17 protein-coding genes and 2 tRNA genes are annotated in these 23998 nt (G+C 60.4%); 14 read left to right on the top strand and 5 right to left on the bottom strand.

The window, feature by feature from the left end; translation table 11 throughout:
- The first annotated feature begins 22 nt into the window (after positions 1 to 22).
- The 5 genes from hflK to J4D25_RS12205 all read left to right on the top strand — a co-directional run bounded on the left by hflK (position 23) and on the right by J4D25_RS12205 (position 6996).
- On the top strand, positions 23 to 1198 hold the full coding sequence (hflK, locus tag J4D25_RS12225; protein WP_057712240.1) for an FtsH protease activity modulator HflK: 1176 nt from the start codon (positions 23 to 25) through the stop codon (positions 1196 to 1198).
- Positions 1198 to 2067, top strand: a complete 870-nt coding sequence (hflC, locus tag J4D25_RS12220) for a protease modulator HflC (protein WP_057712239.1) — start codon at positions 1198 to 1200, stop codon at positions 2065 to 2067. The genes hflK and hflC overlap by 1 nt, the downstream gene beginning before the upstream one ends.
- 312 nt (positions 2068 to 2379) lie before the next feature.
- Positions 2380 to 3567, top strand: a complete 1188-nt coding sequence (locus tag J4D25_RS12215) for an ATP phosphoribosyltransferase regulatory subunit (protein WP_007973265.1) — start codon at positions 2380 to 2382, stop codon at positions 3565 to 3567.
- A 54-nt stretch (positions 3568 to 3621) separates the two neighbouring features.
- Positions 3622 to 4911: an adenylosuccinate synthase gene (locus J4D25_RS12210; RefSeq protein ID WP_057712238.1), complete on the top strand. Its 1290-nt coding sequence runs from the start codon at positions 3622 to 3624 to the stop codon at positions 4909 to 4911.
- Positions 4912 to 5061: 150 nt separating this feature from the next.
- Positions 5062 to 6996, top strand: coding sequence for a methyl-accepting chemotaxis protein (locus J4D25_RS12205; RefSeq protein WP_057712237.1), 1935 nt, complete (start codon positions 5062 to 5064; stop codon positions 6994 to 6996).
- 120 nt (positions 6997 to 7116) lie between these two features.
- On the opposite strand, the gene J4D25_RS12200 is transcribed toward J4D25_RS12205, so the two are convergent.
- From J4D25_RS12200 to J4D25_RS12180, 5 genes are all read right to left on the bottom strand, one after another.
- A complete protein-coding gene (locus J4D25_RS12200) occupies positions 7117 to 8682 on the bottom strand; it encodes an iron ABC transporter permease (RefSeq protein WP_057712236.1) in 1566 nt (521 codons plus the stop codon).
- The gene (locus J4D25_RS12195) at positions 8682 to 9692 is read right to left on the bottom strand and encodes an extracellular solute-binding protein (RefSeq protein ID WP_057712235.1); all 1011 of its coding nucleotides are present in this window, start codon (positions 9690 to 9692) and stop codon (positions 8682 to 8684) included. The genes J4D25_RS12200 and J4D25_RS12195 overlap by 1 nt, the downstream gene beginning before the upstream one ends.
- Before the next feature lie 18 nt (positions 9693 to 9710).
- A complete protein-coding gene (locus J4D25_RS12190) occupies positions 9711 to 9995 on the bottom strand; it encodes a hypothetical protein (protein WP_157858916.1) in 285 nt (94 codons plus the stop codon).
- Positions 9966 to 10052, bottom strand: a tRNA-Leu gene (locus J4D25_RS12185). The genes J4D25_RS12190 and J4D25_RS12185 overlap by 30 nt, the downstream gene beginning before the upstream one ends.
- A gap of 167 nt (positions 10053 to 10219) precedes the next feature.
- Positions 10220 to 10306: transfer RNA gene (locus tag J4D25_RS12180), tRNA-Leu, on the bottom strand.
- Between the two features lie 225 nt (positions 10307 to 10531).
- Between J4D25_RS12180 and rnr the strand changes: the two genes are divergently transcribed.
- The 9 genes from rnr (at position 10532) to J4D25_RS12135 (ending at position 23974) form a co-directional block, all read left to right on the top strand.
- Positions 10532 to 13159 (top strand): ribonuclease R, encoded by a 2628-nt coding sequence (gene rnr / locus J4D25_RS12175; protein WP_057712234.1) that lies wholly within the window; start codon positions 10532 to 10534, stop codon positions 13157 to 13159.
- Complete coding sequence (gene rlmB / locus J4D25_RS12170; protein ID WP_007973273.1) at positions 13156 to 13923, top strand: 23S rRNA (guanosine(2251)-2'-O)-methyltransferase RlmB; 768 nt, start codon at positions 13156 to 13158, stop codon at positions 13921 to 13923. The genes rnr and rlmB overlap by 4 nt, the downstream gene beginning before the upstream one ends.
- Before the next feature lie 305 nt (positions 13924 to 14228).
- Positions 14229 to 14651, top strand: coding sequence for a 30S ribosomal protein S6 (gene rpsF / locus J4D25_RS12165; protein WP_008048087.1), 423 nt, complete (start codon positions 14229 to 14231; stop codon positions 14649 to 14651).
- 28 nt (positions 14652 to 14679) lie between these two features.
- Positions 14680 to 14910 (top strand): 30S ribosomal protein S18, encoded by a 231-nt coding sequence (gene rpsR / locus J4D25_RS12160; RefSeq protein ID WP_002551829.1) that lies wholly within the window; start codon positions 14680 to 14682, stop codon positions 14908 to 14910.
- Positions 14911 to 14946: 36 nt separating this feature from the next.
- The gene (locus J4D25_RS12155) at positions 14947 to 15840 is read left to right on the top strand and encodes a hypothetical protein (protein ID WP_056725445.1); all 894 of its coding nucleotides are present in this window, start codon (positions 14947 to 14949) and stop codon (positions 15838 to 15840) included.
- Between the two features lie 19 nt (positions 15841 to 15859).
- A complete protein-coding gene (gene rplI, locus J4D25_RS12150; RefSeq protein WP_007973276.1) occupies positions 15860 to 16306 on the top strand; it encodes a 50S ribosomal protein L9 in 447 nt (148 codons plus the stop codon).
- 122 nt (positions 16307 to 16428) lie between these two features.
- Positions 16429 to 17826 (top strand): replicative DNA helicase, encoded by a 1398-nt coding sequence (gene dnaB / locus J4D25_RS12145; protein ID WP_007915846.1) that lies wholly within the window; start codon positions 16429 to 16431, stop codon positions 17824 to 17826.
- A gap of 186 nt (positions 17827 to 18012) precedes the next feature.
- Positions 18013 to 20316: a YgiQ family radical SAM protein gene (locus tag J4D25_RS12140; RefSeq protein WP_007994999.1), complete on the top strand. Its 2304-nt coding sequence runs from the start codon at positions 18013 to 18015 to the stop codon at positions 20314 to 20316.
- Between the two features lie 385 nt (positions 20317 to 20701).
- Entirely contained in the window at positions 20702 to 23974 is a 3273-nt protein-coding gene (locus J4D25_RS12135) for a DUF2126 domain-containing protein (RefSeq protein ID WP_057712233.1), read from the top strand.
- The last annotated feature ends 24 nt before the right edge of the window (positions 23975 to 23998 follow it).

Genomic DNA, 23998 nt, shown 5'->3' with positions numbered 1-23998 from the left:
GCTTTATCAGATGGAGAGCGCTATGGCTTGGAATGAGCCGGGTGGCAACTCGAATAATCAGGATCCTTGGGGTGGCAAGCGTCGTAACAACGGCGACCGCAAGGGGCCACCGGATCTCGACGAGGCCTTCCGAAAGCTGCAGGAAAGCCTGAACGGTTTGTTCGGTGGTGGTAAGAAACGTGGTGGCGACGACGGCGGTGGTCCGGGCAAGAGTGGCGGCTTTGGCGGCCTGCTCGGCATCGGTCTGGTCGTGTTGGCGGCCGTTTGGCTGTACAGCGCGGTCTATGTCGTCGACGAGCAGGAGCAAGCTGTGGTGCTGCGCTTCGGCAAGTACTACGAGACCGTGGGTCCGGGCCTGAACATCTACTTCCCGCCGATCGACAAGAAGTACATGGAGAACGTCACGCGTGAGCGTGCCTACACCAAGCAGGGCCAGATGCTGACCGAAGACGAGAACATCGTCGAAGTGCCGCTGACCGTGCAGTACAAGATCAGCAACCTGCAGGATTTCGTGCTGAGCGTCGATCAGCCGGAAATCAGCCTGCAGCACGCGACCGACAGCGCCTTGCGCCATGTGGTGGGTTCCACCGCGATGGACCAGGTGCTGACCGAAGGTCGTGAGTTGATGGCCAGCGAGATCAAGGAGCGTCTGCAACGCTTCATGGACACCTATCGCACCGGTATCACCGTCACCCAGGTCAACGTACAGAGCGCAGCGGCACCGCGCGAAGTCCAGGAAGCCTTCGATGACGTGATCCGTGCCCGGGAAGACGAACAGCGTTCGCGCAACCAGGCCGAAACCTATGCCAACGGCGTCGTGCCGGAAGCTCGTGGTCAGGCCCAGCGCATCCTTGAGGATGCCAATGGTTACCGTGACGAGACCGTCTCGCGCGCCAAGGGTGAGGCCGATCGCTTCACCAAGCTGGTCGCCGAGTACCGCAAGGCCCCTGAAGTCACCCGCCAGCGTCTGTATCTGGACACCATGCAGGAAGTCTTCACCAACACCAGCAAGGTTCTCGTGACCGGCAACAAGAACGGCCAGAACAACCTGTTGTACCTGCCTCTGGACAAGATGGTCGAAAGTGGTCGCAGCACCAGCACCCAGGTGAGCAGTGCGGCAGCCACCAGCAATGAAGCGAATGCGCGTGCGGCAGCTGATCTGCAGCAACAGCCAGCACGTACCAGGGAGAGTCGCTGATGAGCAATAAATCGCTGATCGCCCTTATTGTCGGCGTCGTCGTGGCGATCGCTGCCTGGAACTGCTTCTACATCGTGGCTCAGACCGAGCGTGCGGTGTTGCTGCAGTTCGGTCGCGTGGTCCAGACCGATGTTCAGCCAGGCCTGCACGTGAAAGTGCCCTACGTCAACCAGGTGCGCAAATTCGACGCACGCCTGATGACGCTGGATGCACCGACACAACGCTTCCTGACGCTGGAAAAGAAAGCCGTGATGGTCGATGCCTTCGCCAAGTGGCGCGTGAAGGACGCGGAGCGTTACTACACCGCGACTTCCGGCCTCAAGCAGATCGCCGACGAGCGTTTGTCCCGTCGTCTGGAGTCGGGCCTGCGTGACCAGTTCGGTAAGCGCACGTTGCACGAAGTGGTCTCCGGTGAGCGCGATGCGCTGATGGCGGACATTACTGCTTCGTTGAACAAGATGGCTGAAAAAGAGCTGGGCATCGAAGTGGTCGATGTTCGGGTCAAGACCATCGACCTGCCGAAAGAAGTGAACCGCAGTGTGTTCGAGCGTATGAGCACCGAGCGTGAGCGTGAAGCTCGCGAGCACCGCGCCAAGGGTAACGAACTGGCCGAAGGCATCCGTGCCGACGCCGATCGTCAACGCCGCGTGCTGCTGGCTGAAGCCTATCGTGAATCCGAAGAGGTTCGCGGTGATGGCGATGCCCAGGCTGCTGCGATCTACTCCAAGGCCTACGGTCAGGATCAGGAGTTCTACGCGTTCTACCGTAGCCTGCGCGCCTACCGTGAAAGCTTCGCGAACAAATCCGACGTCATGGTCCTCGACCCAAGCAGCGACTTCTTCCATTACCTGGAAAAAGCCAAGCCTTGATACGGCGTTGACCTGAATTATCCCCCGCCGGGCGGCTAAAACCTCTGGCGGGGTGATCCTTTGGGAAAACGTGTGTATGATGCGGCAGCCGGGAAATTCCCGGCTTTTTTGCGTCTGCATGTTTGATTGCTGTGTTCAAGCAGATGCCGGGCCGATTGGCTCGACAGTTTTTCGAGGAAAGTGGTTGGCGAAGCCGGTAGAAGGGCTTTTCGCTCCGTCGCTCATGCGCGTGGTTTGTGCGCAAGCCGACCATTTTCTGCTTCACTCAAGGCTCGCCGACAGGCTGGTCGCCCGGAGATAGGGGAAGGCGTAATGGCAACGGTAGACCGCTGGCTTCTGCCAGATGGCATCGAAGAAGTACTGCCACCGGAAGCTGCGCGTATTGAAGTCGCGCGTCGTCAGGTGTTGGATCTGTTCCAGAGCTGGGGTTACGAGTTTGTCGTGACTCCCCATATCGAGTACCTGGAATCCCTGCTGACCGGCGCGGGCCAGGACCTGGATCTGCGCACCTTCAAGGTCATCGACCCGCAATCGGGCCGTCAGATGGGTTTCCGCGCCGACATCACGCCGCAAGTGGCGCGCATCGATGCGCATACCCTGCGTCGTGAAGGCCCAAGCCGCCTGTGCTATGCCGGTAGTGTCCTGCACGCTCAGCCTCGCGCCCTGTCGTCCTCGCGCAGCCCGATTCAACTGGGTGCCGAGTTGTACGGCGACGGCAGTCCGAGCAGCGACGTCGAAGTCATCAGCCTGATGCTGGCCATGCTGCAACTGGCCGATGTGCCGGATGTGCACATGGACCTCGGTCATGTTGGCATCTATCGCGGCCTGGCCCGTGCGGCCGGTTTGTCCGGTGAAGTCGAGCAGCAGTTGTTCGATGCCTTGCAACGTAAGGCCATCGACGAGGTCATTACCTTGACCGAAGGCTTGCCTGCCGATCTGTCGGGCATGCTGCGGGCGTTGGTCGACCTGTGTGGCGGTCGTGAAGTGCTGGCTGCGGCCCGCGAGCGTCTGGCCAAGGCACCGGCCCCTGTTCTGGCAGCGCTGGACGATTTGCTGGCGATTGCCGAGCGGCTGTCCGTGCGTTTCCCTGAGCTGCCGCTGTATTTCGACCTGGGCGAGCTGCGTGGCTACCACTACCACACCGGTGTGGTGTTCGCTGTGTTTGTACCGGGTGTTGGCCAGTCCATTGCCCAGGGCGGTCGTTACGACGACATTGGCGCCGACTTCGGTCGCGCCCGTCCGGCGACCGGCTTCTCCACCGATTTGAAAACCCTGGTGACCCTGGGGCGTGCTGAGATCGAGCTACCGTCTGGCGGTATCTGGATGCCTGACAGTACGGATGCGGCACTCTGGCAGCAGGTTTGCCAGTTGCGCAGTGAGGGTCAGCGTGTCGTTCAGGCTTTGCCTGGACAACCTTTGGCCGCCGCCCGTGAAGCGGACTGCGACCGGCAATTGATTCAGCAGAACGGGCTTTGGCAAGTATCGCCACTGGCTTCTTGAGTTTTCCTGCCGGCTGCCGCCGGCACCAAGTTTGCGCGAATGAGGACAAGTGTTATGGGTAAGAATGTCGTAGTCCTGGGCACCCAATGGGGTGATGAGGGCAAAGGCAAGATCGTTGATCTGCTGACCGAACATGCTGCCGCCGTAGTGCGCTACCAGGGTGGCCACAACGCTGGCCACACCCTGGTGATCGACGGTGAGAAGACCGTCTTGCACCTGATTCCGTCGGGCGTGCTGCGCGAAGGCGTGCAGTGCCTGATCGGCAACGGCGTGGTGGTTGCACCCGACGCTCTGCTGCGGGAAATCACCAAGCTGGAAGAGAAGGGCGTACCGGTGCGCGAGCGCCTGCGTATCAGCCCATCCTGCCCGCTGATCCTGTCCTTCCACGTTGCGCTGGACCAGGCCCGTGAAAAGGCCCGTGGCGAGCTGAAGATCGGTACTACCGGTCGTGGCATCGGCCCGGCATACGAAGACAAGGTTGCACGTCGTGGCCTGCGTGTTGGCGACCTGCTCAACATGCCACGCTTTGAAGACAAGTTGCGTGAACTGGTGGATTACCACAACTTCATGCTGGTTGGTTACTACAAAGAGCCAGCCATCGACTTCGACAAGACCCTGGCCGAGTGCAAAGACTACGCTGAGCTGCTCAAGCCGCTGATGCTGGACGTGACTGCCGAGCTGCACGACCTGCGTCGTGCTGGCAAAGACATCATGTTTGAAGGTGCCCAAGGTTCGTTGCTGGACATCGACCACGGTACCTACCCGTACGTGACCAGTTCCAACACCACCGCTGGCGGCGTTGCTACCGGTTCGGGTGTCGGCCCTATGTTCCTGGACTACATCCTGGGCATCACCAAGGCTTACACCACCCGTGTAGGTTCGGGTCCATTCCCGACGGAGCTGTTCGACGAAGTCGGCGCACACTTGGCTAAACAAGGTCACGAGTTCGGCGCGACTACCGGCCGTGCCCGTCGTTGTGGCTGGTTCGACGCCGTTATCCTGCGTCGCGCTATCGATGTGAACAGCATCTCGGGCATCTGCCTGACCAAGCTGGACGTACTCGACGGTCTGGAAACCATCAACATCTGCGTCGGCTACAAAGATGCAGAAGGCAAGGCCGTTGCCCCGACTGATGCTGACAGCTATGTAGGCCTGCAGCCTGTGTACGAAGAAGTGCCGGGCTGGACCGAATCGACCGTGGGTGCCAAAACCCTGGAAGAGCTGCCAGCTAACGCCCGTGCTTACATCAAGCGCGTCGAAGAGCTGATCGGCGCGCCGATCGACATTATTTCGACGGGCCCGGATCGCAACGAAACCATCGTCCTGCGCCATCCGTTTGCTTGATAAGTCTTTGATGTAAAACACAAAGGTCCCTTCATTGGGGCCTTTGTCGTTTATGCCTGCTGGACGGCATGACCTTTGCTATTAGCTTTGCCTAAAACGTCACTTTTGGCGTGCCATCAATTTAATGGCGCTTTTGCAGAGGGATATCAAGTGTCAGCCGTTCTCTCATTGTTACAGAGCCGTTTGTTGCGGCCCGTGTTCGTTACCCTTGGTATCGCCCTTTTGGTGCAGGTGCTGGTAGCTGTCGCTCTGACCCGGAGCACGGTGACCGCGCTGGAAGCCGATCTGGGCCTGCGCCTGGGCGCGGACAGTCAAAAGCTTTCCGCTGAGCTTGAGCAGGCGGGACGCGAAGTCACGTCGAGCCTCGACAGTCTCTCTACCAGTACGCGTCAGCGCCTGACCGCCGGTTTGTCCTCGCGTCTTGAGCAGGAGCAGGCGCAATTGCGTTCGGCCCTGGAAAAGGACCTGAAGGACTCCGCCAGTGACATGGCACAGCTTCTGGCTTCCGTCGCGCCTCGCGCCATGTGGGACAACGACATTCCGACACTTTCCGAGTTCGCCCGCCGGGCCCAGCGCAATCCCAATGTGCTGTTCGTGGTGTATGACGACGCCACCGGCCAGCACCTGACGCGCTACCTCAATCGGGAAAATCCGATCAACAAGGCGCTGCTGGAAAAAGGCCAGGGCGAGCGTGCGCTGGACAAGGTGCTGGATGCGGCGAAGAACGATCCTTCGGTGTTCTACATCGAGGCCCCGATCAATCCTAACGGCGTAGAAATCGGCAAGGTCCTGATGGGGGTCTCGACGGCTTCCGTGGAGACTGATCTGGCGGCCCTCGACAAGCGCTTCTCGGCGTTGATCGCCAGCAGCGATCAACTGGTGGGCGACAGCCTCAAGGGTGCGGCTGCTGACAGCGCAATGGCCATGCGCTCGCGTCTGCAGTCGGCGCAGTCCACGGCGGCGGAAATGAAGGCCAATACCACCAGCACCGTGCAGGAGGCTGCTACGACATTGCGCTGGCGCATCGGCGTGTGTCTGGCGGTGGTGGGCTTCGGTGTCCTGCTGTTGTTGGCGGTGGTGCTCGGTCGCCGAGTGGTCAATCGCCTGAAAATGCTGATCGTTGCCATGGATGACCTGGCGGCGGGCGAGGGTGATCTGACCAAACGTGTGCAGATCAACAGCAAGGATGAAATCGGCGACATGGCCTCGGCGGTCAATCGCTTTGTGGATAAGTTGCAGCCGATCGTGCGTGAGGCGGGGGATGTCGCCCAGCGTACCGGCGTGGAGATCGGCGCCATGACCTTGCGCAACGCCGGTGCGGACGCGGCGGCTGGCATGCAGCGCGACGAGGTGGCGGAGAGTTTGCGCGCCTTGTCGCAAATGGCTGATGAGGCGCAGTCGGAAAGCCATGCCATGCAGGCGGCGCTGAAGCAGGTGGTGGACATTCGTCAGGCCACCGATGAAAACACCCGGACCTCGGCGAAAGTCGGCAGCCTGATCGAGGAGTTGGCGGGTCAGGTCAACACTGGCGCGCAAGTGATCGAGCGCCTGGCGCAGCAAAGTGAGCAAATTGAGGTGGTGCTGACGGTGATTCACGGCATCGCCGAGCAGACCAACCTGCTGGCGCTGAACGCAGCGATTGAGGCGGCGCGTGCCGGCGAGACCGGGCGCGGGTTTGCCGTGGTGGCCGATGAGGTGCGGGCGCTGGCGAGCAAGACGCAAAGCTCCACCGGCGATATTCAGGCGCACATCGTGGCCTTGCAGCAAGGTGCGCGTGAGGCGGTGGCGGCGATTGGTCAGGCCGGGCGTCAGGCCAGTGAGGGTTTGCTGGTGCTGCGTGACAGTGCGCGGCTGCAGCAGTCGGTGCAGGCATCCGTCGAGCAGGTCCATGCGGCGATCGGTTTGGCTACCCAGGCTGCAGCGCATCAGGCGCAGGGCGCGCAGGCAGTTCGGGGGCGGGTGCAGACCATTCATGCCCAGGCCGAGAAAGCGGCGCAAGCTGTCGTGGAGACTACGGCGAGCGGCAAGGTGCTCGATGGTCTGGCGGCGCAGTTGAAGGCGAGCCTGGGGCAGTTCAGGGCTTAATACTGTTTCAGGGATGGCCTCATCGCGAGCAAGCTCGCTCCCACATTTGATCCGGGGTGTTCACAAACTTTGTGTCCACCATCGAAACCTGTGGGAGCGAGCTTGCTCGCGATGACGGTCTTAGCGGCTCAGATACATCCGGGTCGTCAGTAGATAGACCGGCAACCCCGACACCAATATCAACAACGCCGCATAAGGTGCCGCCGCCGCAAACTCCACATTCGCGGTATGCGCCCAGACTTCCGTCGCCAGTGTATTGAGTCCGGTGGGGCTCAGCAGCAAGGTCGCCGTCAGCTCCTTCATCGCATCCAGGAACACCAGGGCAAAAGCCGCCCCCAGCGCCGGGAAAATAATCGGCAGTGTCACTCGGCAGAAGGCACTGAATGACGAGGCTCCCAGCGTGCGTGCCGCCTCCTCAAGCTGTGGTGCCGCCTTGTTCAGGGCGGTGCGGATCGGCGCCTGGGCCAGCGGCAGAAACAGCAGGGCATAGGCGATCAGCAGCAATGCCGAAGTCTGGTAAAGCATCGGCACGTAGTGCAGGGCGAAATACACCAGGGTCAGGGCAATGACCAGCCCCGGCAGCGCGTGCAGCAGATAGGGCAGGCGCTCGGCCCAGGTCGCCAGTTGGCCTTTGTAGCGCACGACCAGCAGGCCGACCGGCACCGCCAGCACCAGGCACAGAGCAGCGCCACCCAGCGACAGAGCGAGGGACGACAGCAATGCTTCGCCGATTGCCGCTACGGGAAAGGCTGCCGATGTTCCTACCGCCAGCCAGTAGACCAGCATCCCCAGCGGAATCCCGCTGCCAATGATTGCCAGCAACAGGCAATAAAGCTGTCCCGCCACAGCCCAGGGTCCCAGTTGAACCTGTTCCGCGCGTCGCGCCGCACCCTGTCCGGTGCGCACGTGTCGACCCTTGCCGCGCACACGCAGCTCCAGCCACAGCAGTGCCAGGCACAACATTAGCAGTACGGCGGAGAGCATCGCCGCGTTGGCATTGCTGAACTCCAACTCAAACTGCTGATAGATCGCCGTGGTGAAGGTTTGCAGGCCGATGATCGACAAGGCGCCGAACTCCACCAGCATGTGCAGGGCAATCAGCAACGAACCCGCCAGCAGCGAAGGCCAGAGCAGGGGCAGAGTGACGCGAAAGAACACGCCCCAGCGATTTTGCCCCAGCGTGCGAGCCGACTCTTCCAGGGACGGATCGAGATTGCGCAAGGTTGCCGCCACGGGCAGAAAGATCAACGGATACTTGGACAGGCTCATCACCAGGATCGCCCCGCCGAGTCCTTCGAAATGAGCGCTGAGGGAAACCCATGTGAAGCTGCTGACAAAGGCCGGTACGGCAAACGGCAGGCAGAGAATCACGCCCCACAATCGTCGGCCCGGCAGATTGCTGCGCTCGAGCAACCAGGCCAGCGACAAGCCGATCACCCCGCAAACAATGGTGACGCCAATCATCAATGCGAGTGTGTTGCGCAGCAAGCCGAACACATAAGGTCGCCATAGCAAATGCAGTGCTTCTGCCCAGCCTGCTTGCCAGGCTTTGAGTCCGACATAGGCCAGCGGCAGGAAGCTGAGGACGACCAGCAGCAAGACCGGCAACATCAACCCTATCGGTGGACGCTTGCGGTGGGGCGCGTTGTTGCTGCGCAGACTGGTGGCAGATAGCGATGCGCTCATCAGTTCAAGCCAACGTCACGTTCCAGGTCCAGGGCCTCTTCGGCATTGCCGAGGTCGGCTGGCGTGACTTTCGGCGCTTGCAGCTCGCTGAATGGCTTGAGTCCGCGATCAGACTCCATGCCTTTGTGCAGCGGGTATTCGGCGGTGGTCTGGGTGATCACGCGCTGGCCTTCCTCGCTGGCCATGTAGGCGAGCAACTGCTGTGCTTCCTTGGGATGTTTGCTGGATTTGAGCACCGCAGCACTGGAAACCGTGATCAGTCCGCCGACATCGCCACCGCTGAAGTAATGCAGTTTCGAGTCGAGCTGGCCTTTTTCACGCTGCAGGGCGAACCAGTAGTAATTGTTGACGAGTACGGTGGCGACTTCGCCATTTTCTACCGCTTTCAATGCAACCATGTTGTTGCTGTAGGTCTTGCCGAATGCTCGCAGACCGGTCAGCCACTCTTCGGCTGCGTCCATGCCGTGCACCTTGATGATCGCGACCGCTTGCTCCTGGAAGGCGCCGCTGGTGGGTACGAAGCCGACCTTGCCTTGCCATTTCGGGTCGGAAAATTCCATCACCGAGGTCGGCAGGTCTTTTTCATCGATCAGCTTGGGGTTGAACGCAACGACGCGCACCCGGGCGGTCACGCCAATCCAGGTGCCGTTGCCGGCGACGTATTCCTTGGGCAGAACGGCCAGTGTGGCGTCCTCAGTCTTGGCCAGCAGGCCTTGTTCGCCGAGTTTGTTCAGGGGTGGCGATTCTTCGGTGTAGATCACGTCGGCGGGGGAGCGATCGCCTTCTTCGACGATCTGGCTGGCGAGCTGGTTGCTGCTGCCTTTGCGCACATTGACGTGGATCCCGGTCTTGGCTTCGAAGGCCTTGGCGACCGCGTCGCCGACTTCTTTGTGCTGGCCGTTGTAGAGGGTCAGGGCAACCGGATCGGCGGCTTGGGTGAGGGGAGTGGCGAGTGCCAGGCCGAGGAGGGTGGTGATCAGGCCGCGGCGCAGGGTATTTCGAAACATCATTCGCAGGGTTCCTCACTGTCACATTGCAAAAACTTGTAACAATGATAAACGATATTGTTTCTCAAATGCGCCGATAAATCCTGTAGGAGCGAGCTTGCTCGCGATGGGCGTGAACGAAAACGAGGGGTGTCTGGGGAAATGCGTCGCCTGTACATCCATCGCGAGCAAGCTCGCTCCTACAGGGGGAGGAGGCGTGTTTTTAAACCCCGGAAACGCAAAAACCCGCTTTCGCGGGTTTTTGTGAAATCCAAGGTCGTAACCTTGAATTTGAATTGGTGCCCAGAAGAAGACTCGAACTTCCACGACCGTAAGGTCACCAGCACCTGAAGCTGGCGTGTCTACCAATTTCACCATCTGGGCATTCATCTTCAGCGTTGCCGCTGTTGATGTGGCGCACTATACGGAGAGCGTTTTGATCTGTAAACCCCTGATTTTAAAATTAATAAACCAGCGGTCAAAAATGCAAAAACCCGCTTTCGCGGGTTTTTGTGTGAGCCTTGAAATTGAACTAATCTCAAGCTCGAAATTGGTGCCCAGAAGAAGACTCGAACTTCCACGACCTTGCGGTCACCAGCACCTGAAGCTGGCGTGTCTACCAATTTCACCATCTGGGCAGTATCGGCAACGTTGTCCGTCGTCGATGGCGCGCACTATACGGAGCGTCTTTTTAACTGTAAACCCCCGGCCACAAAAAAACCTGAAAAAATTCACCAGCGGTCTGCAATTCAGCTTTGATGTGTCGATACAGGGCTTTAGATGGGGCGTATTAGTCTGAAATTTCCCGTTTCATTACGCCTATGCCAAACTAACCCGCATATAGACAAGGTGAAAACTCTCTAATGGCCGATTGGCAGTCCCTCGATCCCGAGGCCGCTCGTGAAGCGGAAAAATATGAAAACCCTATTCCTAGCCGCGAACTGATCCTTCAGCACCTTGCTGATCGAGGTTCGCCTGCTAACCGCGAGCAACTGGTCGAAGAGTTTGGTCTGACCACAGAAGACCAGATCGAAGCCCTGCGCCGCCGTCTGCGCGCCATGGAGCGCGATGCTCAACTCATCTATACCCGTCGCGGCACTTATGCACCGGTGGACAAGCTTGACCTGATCCTGGGTCGCATCAGCGGTCACCGCGACGGCTTCGGCTTCCTGGTGCCGGACGACGGCAGTGACGACCTGTTCATGAGCCCGGCGCAGATGCGTCTGGTGTTCGATGGTGACCGTGCCCTGGCCCGGGTATCCGGCCTGGACCGTCGTGGTCGCCGCGAAGGCATGATCGTCGAAGTGGTGTCCCGCGCTCACGAAACCATCGTCGGCCGCTACTTCGAAGAGGGCGGCATCGGTTTCGTGGTTGCCGACAATCCGAAGATCCAGCAGGAAGTGCTGGTGACGCCGGGTCGTAACGCCAACGCGCAGATCGGTCAGTTCGTCGAAGTGAAGATCACTCACTGGCCGACGCCACGCTTCCAGCCGCAAGGCGACGTGGTTGAGGTCGTGGGCAACTACATGGCGCCGGGCATGGAAATCGATGTTGCCCTGCGTACCTACGACATTCCTCACGTCTGGCCTGACGCCGTGCTCAAGGAAGCCGGCAAGCTCAAGCCGGAAGTCGAAGAGAAAGACAAAGAGAAGCGCATCGACCTGCGCCATCTGCCGTTCGTCACCATCGACGGCGAAGATGCCCGCGACTTCGACGATGCGGTCTATTGCGAAGCCCGTCCGGGCAAGCTGCGCCTGTTCTCGGGCGGCTGGAAGCTGTACGTGGCGATTGCCGACGTATCCAGCTACGTGAAACTCGGTTCGGCGCTGGATGCCGAAGCGCAGGTTCGCGGCAACTCGGTGTACTTCCCCGAGCGCGTGATTCCGATGCTGCCTGAGCAGCTGTCCAACGGTTTGTGCTCGCTGAACCCGCAAGTCGATCGCCTGGCCATGGTTTGCGAGATGACCATCTCCAAGTCCGGTGAAATGACCGACTACTGCTTCTACGAAGCGGTGATTCACTCCCATGCGCGCCTGACCTACAACAAGGTCAGCGCGATGCTGGAAACGCCGAAAGCCACCGAAGGGCGCAAGCTGCGCGGTGAATACACCGACGTGGTGCCGCACCTCAAGCAGCTGTACTCGCTGTACAAGGTGTTGCTGGCGGCCCGTCACGTACGTGGCGCGATCGATTTCGAAACCCAGGAAACCCGGATCATCTTCGGTTCCGAGCGCAAGATCGCCGAAATTCGTCCGACCGTGCGCAACGATGCGCACAAGCTGATCGAGGAATGCATGCTGGCGGCCAACGTGGCCACCGCCGAATTCCTGAAGAAACACGAAATTCCGGCGCTGTATCGCGTTCACGATGGTCCGCCACCGGAGCGCCTGGAAAAGCTGCGCGCGTTCCTTGGCGAGCTCGGCCTGTCCCTGCACAAAGGCAAGGATGGTCCGTCGCCGAAGGATTACCAGGCACTGCTGGCCGGCATCAAGGATCGTCCGGATTTCCACCTGATCCAGACTGTCATGCTGCGTTCGTTGAGCCAGGCGGTGTACAGCGCCGATAACCAGGGCCACTTCGGCCTGAATTACGAGGCGTACACCCACTTCACTTCGCCGATCCGTCGCTACCCGGACTTGCTCACGCACCGGGCGATTCGCAGCGTGATCCATTCGAAACAGGACACCCCGCACGTTCGTCGTGCCGGTGCGATGACCATTCCGAAAGCGCGCATCTATCCGTACGACGAAGCGGCCCTGGAGCAACTCGGCGAGCAGTGCTCGATGAGCGAGCGCCGTGCCGACGAAGCGACCCGCGATGTAGTGAACTGGCTCAAGTGCGAGTTCATGAAAGATCGCGTTGGCGAGTCGTTCCCGGGTGTGATCACCGCTGTGACCGGTTTTGGCCTGTTCGTCGAACTGACCGATATCTACGTCGAAGGCCTGGTGCACGTCACCGCGCTGCCGGGCGATTACTACCACTTCGATCCTGTGCACCACCGCCTGGCCGGTGAGCGTACCGGTCGCAGCTTCCGCTTGGGCGATACCGTGGAAGTGCGCGTCATGCGCGTCGACCTCGACGAACGCAAGATCGACTTCGAGATGGCCGAGAAAACCATCAGCGCGCCGATCGGCCGCAAGAAGCGTGGTGCCGAAAGCACGGCGCCCGCTGCGAAAGTCGAAGCAGAACCGGCCCCGGCGAAAACCGGTCGTCGTCCTGCCAAGGAAAAGGCTGTAGAGGCCTATCGCCCGAGCGATGCAGCGGCGAAAAACGCCGAATTGCGCAAAAGTCGTGAAATGAAGCAGGCGTTGCTCGCCGGTGCGAAAAGCGGCGGTAAAGCGGCGTCTGGGGGAAAGACCAATCGGTCGACGCCTGACAAGGCCGTCGGCGGCAAGCCAGCCAAACCGAGCAAACATCGTAAAGGCCCGCCAAAAGCGGGCTCGGCTCCAGCCAAGAGTGGCGGGGCGCGTAAACCTAAGGCCAAGCCATGAGTCAGTTGGAAAAGATCTACGGCGTACATGCTGTAGAAGCGTTGTTGCGTCACCACCCAAAGCGCGTGAAGCAGATCTGGTTGGCCGAAGGTCGCAATGACCCTCGGGTCCAGACGCTGATCGAACTGGCCAACGAAAACCGGGTGCAGGTCGGCCAGGCCGAGCGCCGTGAAATGGACGCCTGGGTTGAAGGCGTACACCAGGGTGTGGTCGCGGACGTGAGTCCGAGCCAGGTCTGGGGTGAGGCGATGCTCGACGAGCTGCTCGATCGCACCGACGGCGCACCGTTGTTGCTGGTGCTCGACGGCGTGACCGATCCGCACAACCTCGGCGCCTGCCTGCGCTCCGCCGATGCGGCGGGCGCGCTGGCAGTGATCGTGCCGAAGGACAAGTCAGCGACCCTGACTCCGGTTGTACGAAAAATCGCCTGCGGTGCGGCGGAAGTGATTCCGCTGGTTGCCGTGACCAACCTGGCGCGCACTCTGGAAAAGCTCCAGCAGCGCGGCTTGTGGGTTGTTGGCACGGCCGGAGAAGCTGAGGTCAGCCTGTATGACCAGGATCTGACCGGCCCGACCATCCTGATCATGGGTGCCGAAGGCAAGGGCATGCGTCGTCTGACCCGCGAGCATTGCGACTACCTGGTCAACCTGCCGATGGCCGGTAGCGTCAGCAGTCTCAACGTTTCCGTGGCGACGGGTGTCTGCCTGTTCGAAGCGCAGCGTCAGCGCAGCGTCAAAGCCAAGGCTGCTGCCAAGAAATCCTGATCCAGTTGCAGTCCCTGTGGGAGCGAGCCTGCTCGCGATAGCGGTGTAACATTCAGCATTAATGTCGAATGTTGCGACCCCATCGCGAGCAAGCTCGCTCCCACAGTGTTTTTGTAGTGAGGGAAAGATTGGGATTGTTCAAATAATCGCCAATTACCTTGCGCCTCCCTCGCCCCTTCTCTACAATTGCGCCCCTTGCTGTGATGGCAGGCACCAACGTGTCTAGCGTCCGCAAGTCCATAAGTGTCATTCACTCCTTGTCTGACCGCTTTTGAGCGGCAGGCTACAACCCGTAAGGAGCATTCATGCGTCATTACGAAATCATCTTTTTGGTCCACCCGGATCAAAGCGAGCAAGTCGGCGGCATGGTTGAGCGTTACACCAAGCTGATCGAAGAAGACGGCGGCAAAATCCACCGTCTGGAAGATTGGGGCCGTCGTCAACTGGCCTACGCAATCAACAATGTTCACAAGGCTCACTACGTGATGCTGAACGTTGAGTGCACTGGCAAGGCCCTGGCCGAGCTGGAAGACAACTTCCGCTACAACGATGCAGTGATCCGTAACCTGGTCATCCGTCGCGACGAAGCCGTTACCGGCCAGTCCGAGATGCTCAAGGCTGAAGAAAACCGCAGTGAGCGCCGTGAGCGTCGCGACCGTCCTGAGCACGAAGGCGCTGAAAGCGCTGATAGTGATGACAGCGACAACAGCGATAACGCTGACGAGTAATCCACGGACCTTTTAAGGAGCCAATTACATGGCACGTTTCTTCCGTCGTCGTAAATTCTGCCGCTTCACCGCTGAAGACGTGAAAGAGATCGATTACAAAGATCTCAACACTCTGAAAGCCTACGTATCCGAGACCGGCAAAATCGTTCCAAGCCGCATCACCGGTACCAAAGCTCGTTATCAGCGTCAGCTGGCCACCGCTATCAAGCGCGCCCGCTTCCTGGCCCTGCTGGCCTACACCGACAGCCACGGCCGCTGAGACCAGGCAGTCGACACGTAGCAAAGGATTGAATGCATGCGGGCCATAGCTGAGTTCATCATGCGCGGCCGTATGCAGGCCACTCTGGTAGTGGCTGGATGCGCGGCATTGCCGTTGTTGTATTGGTTGGGTGCTGCCGCCGGATGCCTTGTGCTCCTGCGGCGCGGATTGAGGGACGCCCTGGGCGTTCTTGCTCTGGGACTGCTGCCGGCATTGGCCTGGTGGCTTTACTCCGACGACCCACGGGCACTTCTGGTGCTGCTGGGGTCTGCGAGCCTTGCGTTGGTTTTGCGCGCAAGCGAGTCCTGGAACCGCGTGCTGCTGGTCAGCATAGCGATGGGAGTGGTGTTTTCAGTGGTGTTGGGGACAGCTTTTGCTCCCCAGATCGAGATGCTGGCGCAGGCTTTGATCAAAGTCATGCCGTCGCTACTCGGTGATGTCTACCAGAAGTTGTCGGTAGACGAACAAGCGCGTTTCGCGTCCCTGATTGCACCGGTCCTGACCGGCCTGATTGCGGCGTTGTTGCAAATCGTCAGCTTGCTGAGCCTGCTTGTCGGGCGTTACTGGCAGGCGTTGTTGTACAACCCGGGCGGTTTTGGTCGCGAGTTTCGCGCCATCCGCATCCCGCTGTTGCCGGCGATGTTGCTGCTGGCGTGCATGCTTCTGGGGCCGAATCTCGGTTCACAGATGGCCATGTTGACGCCGTTGTGCAGCGTACCGCTGGTGTTCGCCGGGCTGGCCCTGATTCACGGGCTGGTGGCGCAGAAGCGACTGGCCAGGTTCTGGCTGGTGGGGTTGTACGTGACGCTGTTGCTGTTCATGCAACTGATCTATCCGTTGCTGGTGGTCCTGGCCATCGTCGACAGCCTGATTGATTTTCGCGGTCGTTCGGCACCGAAAGATGCCGATAACGCGAACGGTGAAGGTTAAAAGTTAAGAGGATTTTCACATGCAACTGATCCTTCTGGAAAAAGTCACCAACCTGGGCAACCTGGGTGACAAAGTGAACGTTAAGGCTGGTTACGGTCGTAACTACCTGCTGCCTTACGGCAAAGCTACCGCTGCGACCCCAGCCAACCTGGCTGCGTTCGAAGAGCGTCGCGCTGAGCTGGAAAAAGCTGCAGCAGATCGCAAAGCATCGGCTGAAAGCCGCGCTGCCCAACTGGCCGAGCTGGAAGTGACCATCACTGCCACCGCTGGCGACGAAGGCAAGCTGTTCGGTTCGATCGGTACTCACGACATCGCTGACGCACTGACCGCCTCCGGCGTTGAAGTGCAGAAGAGCGAAGTTCGTCTGCCGAACGGCACCATCCGCAACGTAGGCGAATTCGACGTAGCCGTGCACCTGCACGCCGAAGTTGAAGCCACCGTACGCGTTGTCGTGGTAGCAGCTTAAGCAGCACTTGTCGGCTGGCACCCTCGGGTGCTTGCCGGTAACATCGGGCACGATCCTGTTTACAGGTCGTGCCCTTTGTCTTTCTGAAACCTCTGCTTTTTATCACCAAGAACCAAGTGGCCATGAACGATATCTCCGCTCCTGAGCAATACGATCTGCAAACCGCCGCGCTGAAAGTGCCGCCGCATTCCATCGAAGCCGAACAGGCTGTACTCGGTGGTCTGATGCTGGACAACAACGCCTGGGAGCGTGTGCTCGATCAAGTCTCCGACGGCGATTTCTATCGACATGACCACCGCCTGATTTTCCGTGCGATCGCCAAGCTGGCCGATCAGAACATGCCGATCGACGTCGTGACCCTGTCCGAGCAACTGGACAAGGAAGGTCAGACTTCGCAAGTCGGTGGCCTCGGTTACCTCGGTGAACTGGCGAAAAACACCCCGTCCGTCGCCAACATCAAGGCCTATGCGCAGATCGTTCGCGAACGGGCGACGTTGCGCCAGCTGATCGGTATCAGTACCGAAATCGCCGACAGCGCGTTCAACCCTGAAGGCCGCACTGCCGCCGAGATTCTCGACGAGGCTGAACGGCAGATCTTCCAGATCGCCGAGGCCCGACCGAAAACCGGTGGCCCGGTGGGCGTCAACGACCTGCTGACCAAAGCCATCGACCGCATCGACACCCTGTTCAACACCGACAACGCCATCACTGGCCTGTCCACCGGCTACACCGACCTCGACGAGAAGACCAGCGGCCTGCAACCGTCCGACCTGATCATCGTCGCTGGCCGTCCATCCATGGGTAAAACCACCTTTGCGATGAACCTGGTGGAAAACGCCGTGTTGCGCAGCGAGAAGGCCGTCCTGGTTTACTCCCTCGAGATGCCAGGTGAATCGCTGATCATGCGTATGTTGTCTTCCCTGGGGCGTATCGACCAGACCAAGGTCCGTTCCGGCCAGCTGGAAGATGACGACTGGCCGCGCCTGACCTCGGCGGTCAACCTGCTCAACGACCGCAAGCTGTTCATCGACGATACCGCCGGCATCAGCCCGTCGGAAATGCGCGCCCGGACCCGCCGTCTGGTGCGTGAACACGGCGATGTCGGCCTGATCATGATCGACTACCTGCAACTGATGCAGATCCCGGGCTCCAGCGGTGACAACCGGACCAACGAGATTTCCGAGATCTCCCGATCCCTGAAAGCCCTGGCCAAGGAATTCAACTGTCCGGTGGTGGCGCTCTCGCAGCTCAACCGTTCCCTGGAGCAACGGCCAAACAAACGCCCGGTGAACTCCGACTTGCGGGAATCCGGAGCGATCGAGCAGGACGCCGACGTGATCATGTTCGTTTACCGCGACGAGGTGTATCACCCGGAGACCGAGCACAAGGGCATCGCCGAAATCATCATCGGCAAGCAGCGTAACGGGCCGATCGGCTTTATCCGCCTGGCCTTCATCGGTAAGTACACCCGCTTCGAGAACCTGGCGCCGGGTAGCTATAACTTCGACGATGACGAATAATTTGTAGCGTCTGATCGGTCCTCATCGCGAGCAAGCTCGCTCCCACATGGATCACGCCGAACTTGTGGGAGCGAGCTTGCTCGATGGGGTCGCCGCAATTTCCGACCATGGCCGTCGGAATTGGTCAAAATTTGTGCTATATTCCGCGCCCGCGAAATTCAATGAAAGCCAACACCGGTTATCGACATGCAAGCAGCCAAGCCGTTATTTGACTATCCCAAGTACTGGGCCGAATGTTTCGGGCCAGCGCCGTTCCTGCCCATGAGCAGGGAGGAGATGGATCAGCTCGGCTGGGATTCCTGCGACATCATCATCGTCACCGGTGATGCCTACGTCGACCACCCGTCGTTCGGCATGGCGATCATCGGCCGGCTGCTGGAGTCCCAGGGCTTCCGCGTCGGGATCATTGCCCAGCCGAACTGGCAGTCCAAAGACGATTTCATGAAGCTCGGCGAGCCGAACCTGTTCTTCGGTGTCGCGGCCGGCAACATGGACTCCATGATCAACCGCTACACCGCGGACAAGAAAATCCGTTCCGACGACGCGTACACGCCGGGTGGCCTGGCCGGCAAGCGTCCGGACCGCGCCAGCCTGGTCTACAGCCAGCGCTGCAAGGAAGCCTACAAGCACGTGCCGATCGTGCTCGGCGGCATCGAAGCGTCCCTGCGCCGCATCGCCCACTACGACTACTGGCAGGACCGTGTACGCAACTCGATCCTGATCGACGCCAGCGCCGACATCCTGCTCTACGGTAACGCCGAGCGTGCGATTGTCGAAGTCGCCCAGCGCCTGTCCTACGGTCACAAGATCGAAGACATCACCGACGTGCGCGGCACCGCGTTCATCCGTCGTGACACACCGCAAGGCTGGTACGAAGTCGACTCCACGCGCATCGACCGTCCGGGCAAGATCGACAAGATCATCAACCCGTACGTCAACACCCAGGACACCCAGGCCTGCGCCATCGAGCAGGAAAAAGGTCCGGTTGAAGATCCGCAGGAAGCCAAGGTCGTGCAGATCCTGGCCAGCCCGCGCATGACCCGCGACAAGACCGTGATTCGTCTACCGTCGGTGGAAAAGGTCCGCAATGACGCAGTGCTCTACGCCCACGCCAACCGCGTGTTGCACCTGGAAACCAACCCGGGCAACGCCCGTGCGCTGGTGCAGAAGCACGGCGAAGTCGACGTCTGGTTCAACCCGCCACCGATTCCGATGACCACCGAAGAAATGGACTACGTGTTCGGCATGCCTTATGCGCGCATTCCGCACCCGGCGTACGGCAAGGAGAAGATCCCGGCCTACGACATGATCCGCTTCTCGGTGAACATCATGCGTGGCTGCTTCGGCGGTTGCACCTTCTGCTCGATTACCGAGCACGAAGGCCGGATCATCCAGAACCGTTCCCACGAGTCGATCATTCGCGAAATCGAAGAAATTCGTGACAAGGTCCCGGGCTTTACCGGCGTGATTTCCGACCTCGGCGGCCCGACCGCGAACATGTACCGCATTGCCTGCAAGAGCCCGGAAATCGAATCCGCGTGCCGCAAGCCATCGTGCGTGTTCCCTGGCATCTGCCCGAACCTGAACACCGACCACTCGGCACTGATCCAGCTGTACCGCAGTGCCCGTGAATTGCCGGGTGTGAAGAAGATCCTGATCGCTTCCGGCCTGCGCTATGACCTCGCGGTCGAGTCGCCGGAGTACGTCAAGGAGTTGGTGACCCACCACGTCGGTGGCTACCTGAAGATCGCCCCGGAACACACCGAGGAAGGTCCGCTCAACCAGATGATGAAACCGGGCATCGGCAGCTATGACAAGTTCAAGCGCATGTTCGAGAAGTACTCCAAGGAAGCGGGCAAGGAGCAGTACCTGATTCCGTACTTCATCGCCGCCCACCCGGGCACCACCGATGAAGACATGATGAACCTGGCCCTGTGGCTCAAGGGCAACGGCTTCCGTGCCGACCAGGTGCAGGCGTTCTACCCGTCGCCGATGGCCACCGCCACCGCGATGTACCACTCGGGCAAGAACCCGCTGCGCAAGGTCACCTACAAGAGTGACGCGGTGACCATCGTCAAGAGCGAGGAGCAGCGCCGACTGCACAAGGCGTTCTTGCGTTATCACGACCCGAAAGGCTGGCCGATGCTGCGTGAGGCACTGACCCGCATGGGCCGCGCCGACCTGATCGGGCCGGGCAAGAACCAGTTGATTCCTTTGCATCAGCCGTCGACTGACAGCTACCAGAGCGCCCGTCGCAAGAACTCGACACCGGCGGGCAGCCATAAGGTTGCAGGGGAAAAGACCACGAAGATCCTGACCCAGCACACCGGCCTGCCACCGCGTGCCAGCGATGGCGGCAACCCGTGGGACAAGCGCGAACAGGCCAAGGCTGCGGCATTCGCCCGCAACCAGCAGGCGGCCAAGGAACGCAAGGATGCGGCCAAAGGCAAGGGGCCAAAGCCGACCCGCAAGCCGGTCGTGCCGCGCTAAGCCTCGCTTGAACTGAACAGAACGCCAACCTTCGGGTTGGCGTTTTGCGTTTCTGGAGGAGTAAAGGCTGTATCACAGCCTGAAAGTGGGGTGTGGCAACTGGCCTCTTCGCGAGCAAGCCCGCTCCCACAGTGTTCGAGGTTGCCCGCGATTGTGTGTTCGCAGCAGATCCCTGTGGGAGCGGGCTTGCTCGCGAAGAGGCCGGGTTTGGCAGCGACTATGCAGCTGAACGCCACAAATACGTGCAACTCTTGCAAGCCAATTCTGCGCATCGCCCGATTTTGGTGCTGTACTGCCTCAGGCAACCGAAGAAAGCGCCAGCGCTGCTGGATGGCATAAGTCTTGCGCGCTTTCCAATACGCTCAAGGCTCGCAGGAGGCACGCCGTGTCGATTCATGTCGCATTGCACCACGTCACGCATTACCGCTATGACCGCGCTGTCGAACTCGGCCCGCAGATCGTTCGCCTGCGTCCCGCCGCCCACAGCCGCACGCGGATTCTGTCCTATGCGTTGAAAGTCTCCCCCGAACAGCACTTCATCAACTGGCAGCAGGACCCTCAGGGCAATTACCTGGCGCGGCTGGTGTTCCCGGAAAAAACCGAAGAGTTGCGAATCGAAGTCGATCTGCTGGCCGAAATGGCGATCTTCAATCCGTTCGACTTCTTCCTCGAGCCCTATGCGGAAAAAATCCCCTTCACCTATGCCGCGGATGAGCGCAAGGAGCTGGCGCCGTACCTGGAAACCCTGCCCCTGACGCCGAAGTTCAAGGCCTACCTGGACGGCATCGACCGCACACCGTTACCCGCCGTGGACTTTCTCGTCGCGCTCAACCAGCGTTTGAGCGAAGACATCGACTACCTGATCCGCATGGAGCCCGGCGTACAAACACCTGAGCACACCCTCGACCAGGCCTCCGGTTCGTGTCGCGACTCCGCCTGGTTGCTGGTGCAACTGCTGCGCAACCTGGGGCTGGCGGCGCGTTTTGTGTCGGGCTACCTGATCCAGCTGACCGCCGACGTCAAAAGTCTCGACGGTCCGTCCGGTACCGACGTGGATTTCACCGACCTGCACGCCTGGTGCGAGGTGTACCTGCCCGGCGCCGGCTGGATCGGCCTGGATGCGACCTCCGGACTGTTTGCCGGTGAAGGACATATTCCATTGGCCTGTAGTCCCGATCCGTCCTCTGCGGCGCCGATCAGTGGTTTGGTGGAACCCTGCGAGTGCGAATTCAGCCACGAAATGTCCGTGGAGCGGATTTGGGAAGCACCACGGGTCACCAAGCCCTACAGCGACGATCAGTGGCTGGCGATCCAGGCCCTGGGCCGACGGATCGATGCCGACTTGCTGGAAGACGATGTACGCCTGACCATGGGTGGCGAGCCGACCTTTGTGTCCATTGATGACCCGGACGGCGCCGAGTGGAATACCGCGGCACTGGGGCCGGATAAACGACGGTTGTCCGCCGAACTGTTCCAGCGCATGCGCAAGCACTACGCGCCCCAGGGGCTGGTACATTTCGGGCAGGGCAAGTGGTATCCCGGCGAGCAACTGCCGCGCTGGTCGCTCAATTGCTACTGGCGCCGTGACGGCGTGCCGATCTGGCACAACAGCGCGCTGATCGCCGACGAGCAGGAGGATTATGGCGCCGACGGTGCGCTGGCCGGGCGTTTTCTGGCGAGTGTCGCCGAACGCTTGAAGATTCCGACACGCTTTGTGTTCCCGGCCTACGAAGACAATTTCTATTACCTCTGGCGCGAAGGAATGTTGCCGCAAAACGTCAGCGCCGAAGACTCACGCCTGGAAGAGCCTTTGGAGCGTAAGCGCCTGCGCAAGGTCTTCAGTCAAGGCCTGGACAAGGTCATCGGCCAGGTTCTGCCACTGGCGCGCACCGCCAAGGGCGACCAGTGGCAGAGCGGGCGCTGGTATCTGCGCGACGAGCACTGCCGTCTGGTGCCGGGGGATTCTCCACTCGGTTATCGCTTGCCGCTGGGTTCGCAGCCTTGGGTGAAGGCGGCGGAGTATCCGTTCATTTATCCGCAGGACCCGAATCAGGATTTCCCGCCGCTGCCCGACACAGGGCAGCTTCAGAGCCAAGGCGCAGCCGTCGCAGAAGACCGTGCGCCAAACATCGACGAATCCGCCGACTGGCTGACCCGCACGGCGCTCTGTGCCGAGGCGCGGGAAGGCCGTTTGTACCTGTTCATGCCGCCGCTGGAACGGGTCGAGGATTACCTCGAACTGGTCGCTGCCATCGAAGCCACCGCGCAAGAGCTGATGTGCCCGGTGTTGCTGGAGGGCTATGAGCCGCCGAGTGATCCACGCCTGAGCAACTTGCGCATTACTCCGGATCCGGGGGTGATCGAGGTCAACGTGCAGCCGTCCGCGACCTGGGATGAGCTGGTCGAACGCACCGAATTCCTCTACGAACAAGCGCGCCAGACTCGGCTGACCACTGAAAAATTCATGATCGATGGCCGCCATACCGGCACGGGCGGTGGTAACCATTTCGTGCTGGGTGGCGCGACACCGGGGGACTCGCCGTTTCTGCGTCGCCCGGATCTGCTGCGCAGCCTGATCAGCTACTGGCATAACCATCCGTCGCTGTCCTACCTGTTTTCCGGATTGTTCATCGGCCCGACGTCCCAGGCGCCGCGGGTCGATGAGGCGCGCAACGATGCCTTGTACGAGCTGGAAATCGCCTTCGCGCAGATGCCTGAAGCGGGTGAGGAGTGCCCACCATGGCTGGTGGATCGACTGCTGCGCAACCTGCTGATCGATGTAACCGGCAACACCCACCGCGCCGAGTTCTGCATCGACAAACTCTATTCGCCGGACGGTGCCACCGGGCGCCTCGGATTGCTGGAGCTACGTGCGTTCGAGATGCCGCCCCATGCGCGCATGAGCCTGGCGCAACAATTGTTGCTGCGGGCGCTGGTTGCGCGGTTCTGGCGCGAGCCCTATGCGCCGCCGAAACTGGCGCGCTGGGGCACGGAGCTGCACGATCGCTTCCTGTTGCCGCACTTTATCGAGCAAGACTTTGCCGATGTCATCGTCGATCTCAACGCCGCGGGTTATCCGGTGCGGGCCGAATGGTTCGCCGCGCATCTGGAATTCCGCTTCCCCAAGGTTGGCGATTACGCCGTCAGTGGTATTGCGCTGGAACTGCGCCAGGCGCTCGAGCCCTGGCACGTGCTGGGCGAAGAGGGCGCCATGGGCGGTACGGTGCGTTACGTGGATTCGTCACTGGAGCGTTTGCAGGTCAAGCTCAGCGGCTTGCCGCCCCAGCGATATCTGCTGACCTGCAACGGCATTCCGGTGCCATTGCAGCCCACCGGGCGTGTAGGTGAATTCGTCGCGGGCGTGAGATTCCGTGCCTGGCAACCGGCTAACTGCCTGCAACCGACCATTGCGGTCCACGCGCCCCTGGTGTTCGACCTGCTCGACACCTGGATGCAGCGCTCGCTGGGCGGTTGCCAGTACCACGTCGCCCATCCGGGCGGGCGCAACTACGACAGTTTGCCGGTGAATGCCAACGAAGCGGAGAGCCGGCGAATGGCGCGCTTTTTCCGCATCGGACACACGCCGGGAAAGTTTCCTGTACCCAATCTGGAAATCAGCGACGAGTTGCCGATGACACTCGATTTGCGACGTTTCTAAACCGTACGCGACGCTCGGATTTTT

It is taken from the genome of Pseudomonas sp. GW456-L13, from assembly GCF_017350115.1.
GTDB lineage: Bacteria > Pseudomonadota > Gammaproteobacteria > Pseudomonadales > Pseudomonadaceae > Aquipseudomonas > Aquipseudomonas jessenii.
The sequence above is the reverse complement of the archived record's forward strand: the minus strand, read 5'-3'. Positions and strand labels throughout refer to the sequence as shown.

What these genes read in the sequence shown, in the direction of transcription:
- hflK (WP_057712240.1), top strand. Translation starts at nt 23, where the DNA reads ATGGCTTGGAATGAGCCGGGTGGCAACTCGAATAATCAGGATCCTTGG.
- hflC (WP_057712239.1), top strand. Translation starts at nt 1,198, where the DNA reads ATGAGCAATAAATCGCTGATCGCCCTTATTGTCGGCGTCGTCGTGGCG.
- J4D25_RS12215 (WP_007973265.1), top strand. Translation starts at nt 2,380, where the DNA reads ATGGCAACGGTAGACCGCTGGCTTCTGCCAGATGGCATCGAAGAAGTA.
- J4D25_RS12210 (WP_057712238.1), top strand. Translation starts at nt 3,622, where the DNA reads ATGGGTAAGAATGTCGTAGTCCTGGGCACCCAATGGGGTGATGAGGGC.
- J4D25_RS12200 (WP_057712236.1), bottom strand. Translation starts at nt 8,682, where the DNA reads ATGAGCGCATCGCTATCTGCCACCAGTCTGCGCAGCAACAACGCGCCC.
- J4D25_RS12195 (WP_057712235.1), bottom strand. Translation starts at nt 9,692, where the DNA reads ATGATGTTTCGAAATACCCTGCGCCGCGGCCTGATCACCACCCTCCTC.
- rnr (WP_057712234.1), top strand. Translation starts at nt 10,532, where the DNA reads ATGGCCGATTGGCAGTCCCTCGATCCCGAGGCCGCTCGTGAAGCGGAA.
- rlmB (WP_007973273.1), top strand. Translation starts at nt 13,156, where the DNA reads ATGAGTCAGTTGGAAAAGATCTACGGCGTACATGCTGTAGAAGCGTTG.
- rpsF (WP_008048087.1), top strand. Translation starts at nt 14,229, where the DNA reads ATGCGTCATTACGAAATCATCTTTTTGGTCCACCCGGATCAAAGCGAG.
- rpsR (WP_002551829.1), top strand. Translation starts at nt 14,680, where the DNA reads ATGGCACGTTTCTTCCGTCGTCGTAAATTCTGCCGCTTCACCGCTGAA.
- J4D25_RS12155 (WP_056725445.1), top strand. Translation starts at nt 14,947, where the DNA reads ATGCGGGCCATAGCTGAGTTCATCATGCGCGGCCGTATGCAGGCCACT.
- rplI (WP_007973276.1), top strand. Translation starts at nt 15,860, where the DNA reads ATGCAACTGATCCTTCTGGAAAAAGTCACCAACCTGGGCAACCTGGGT.
- dnaB (WP_007915846.1), top strand. Translation starts at nt 16,429, where the DNA reads ATGAACGATATCTCCGCTCCTGAGCAATACGATCTGCAAACCGCCGCG.
- J4D25_RS12140 (WP_007994999.1), top strand. Translation starts at nt 18,013, where the DNA reads ATGCAAGCAGCCAAGCCGTTATTTGACTATCCCAAGTACTGGGCCGAA.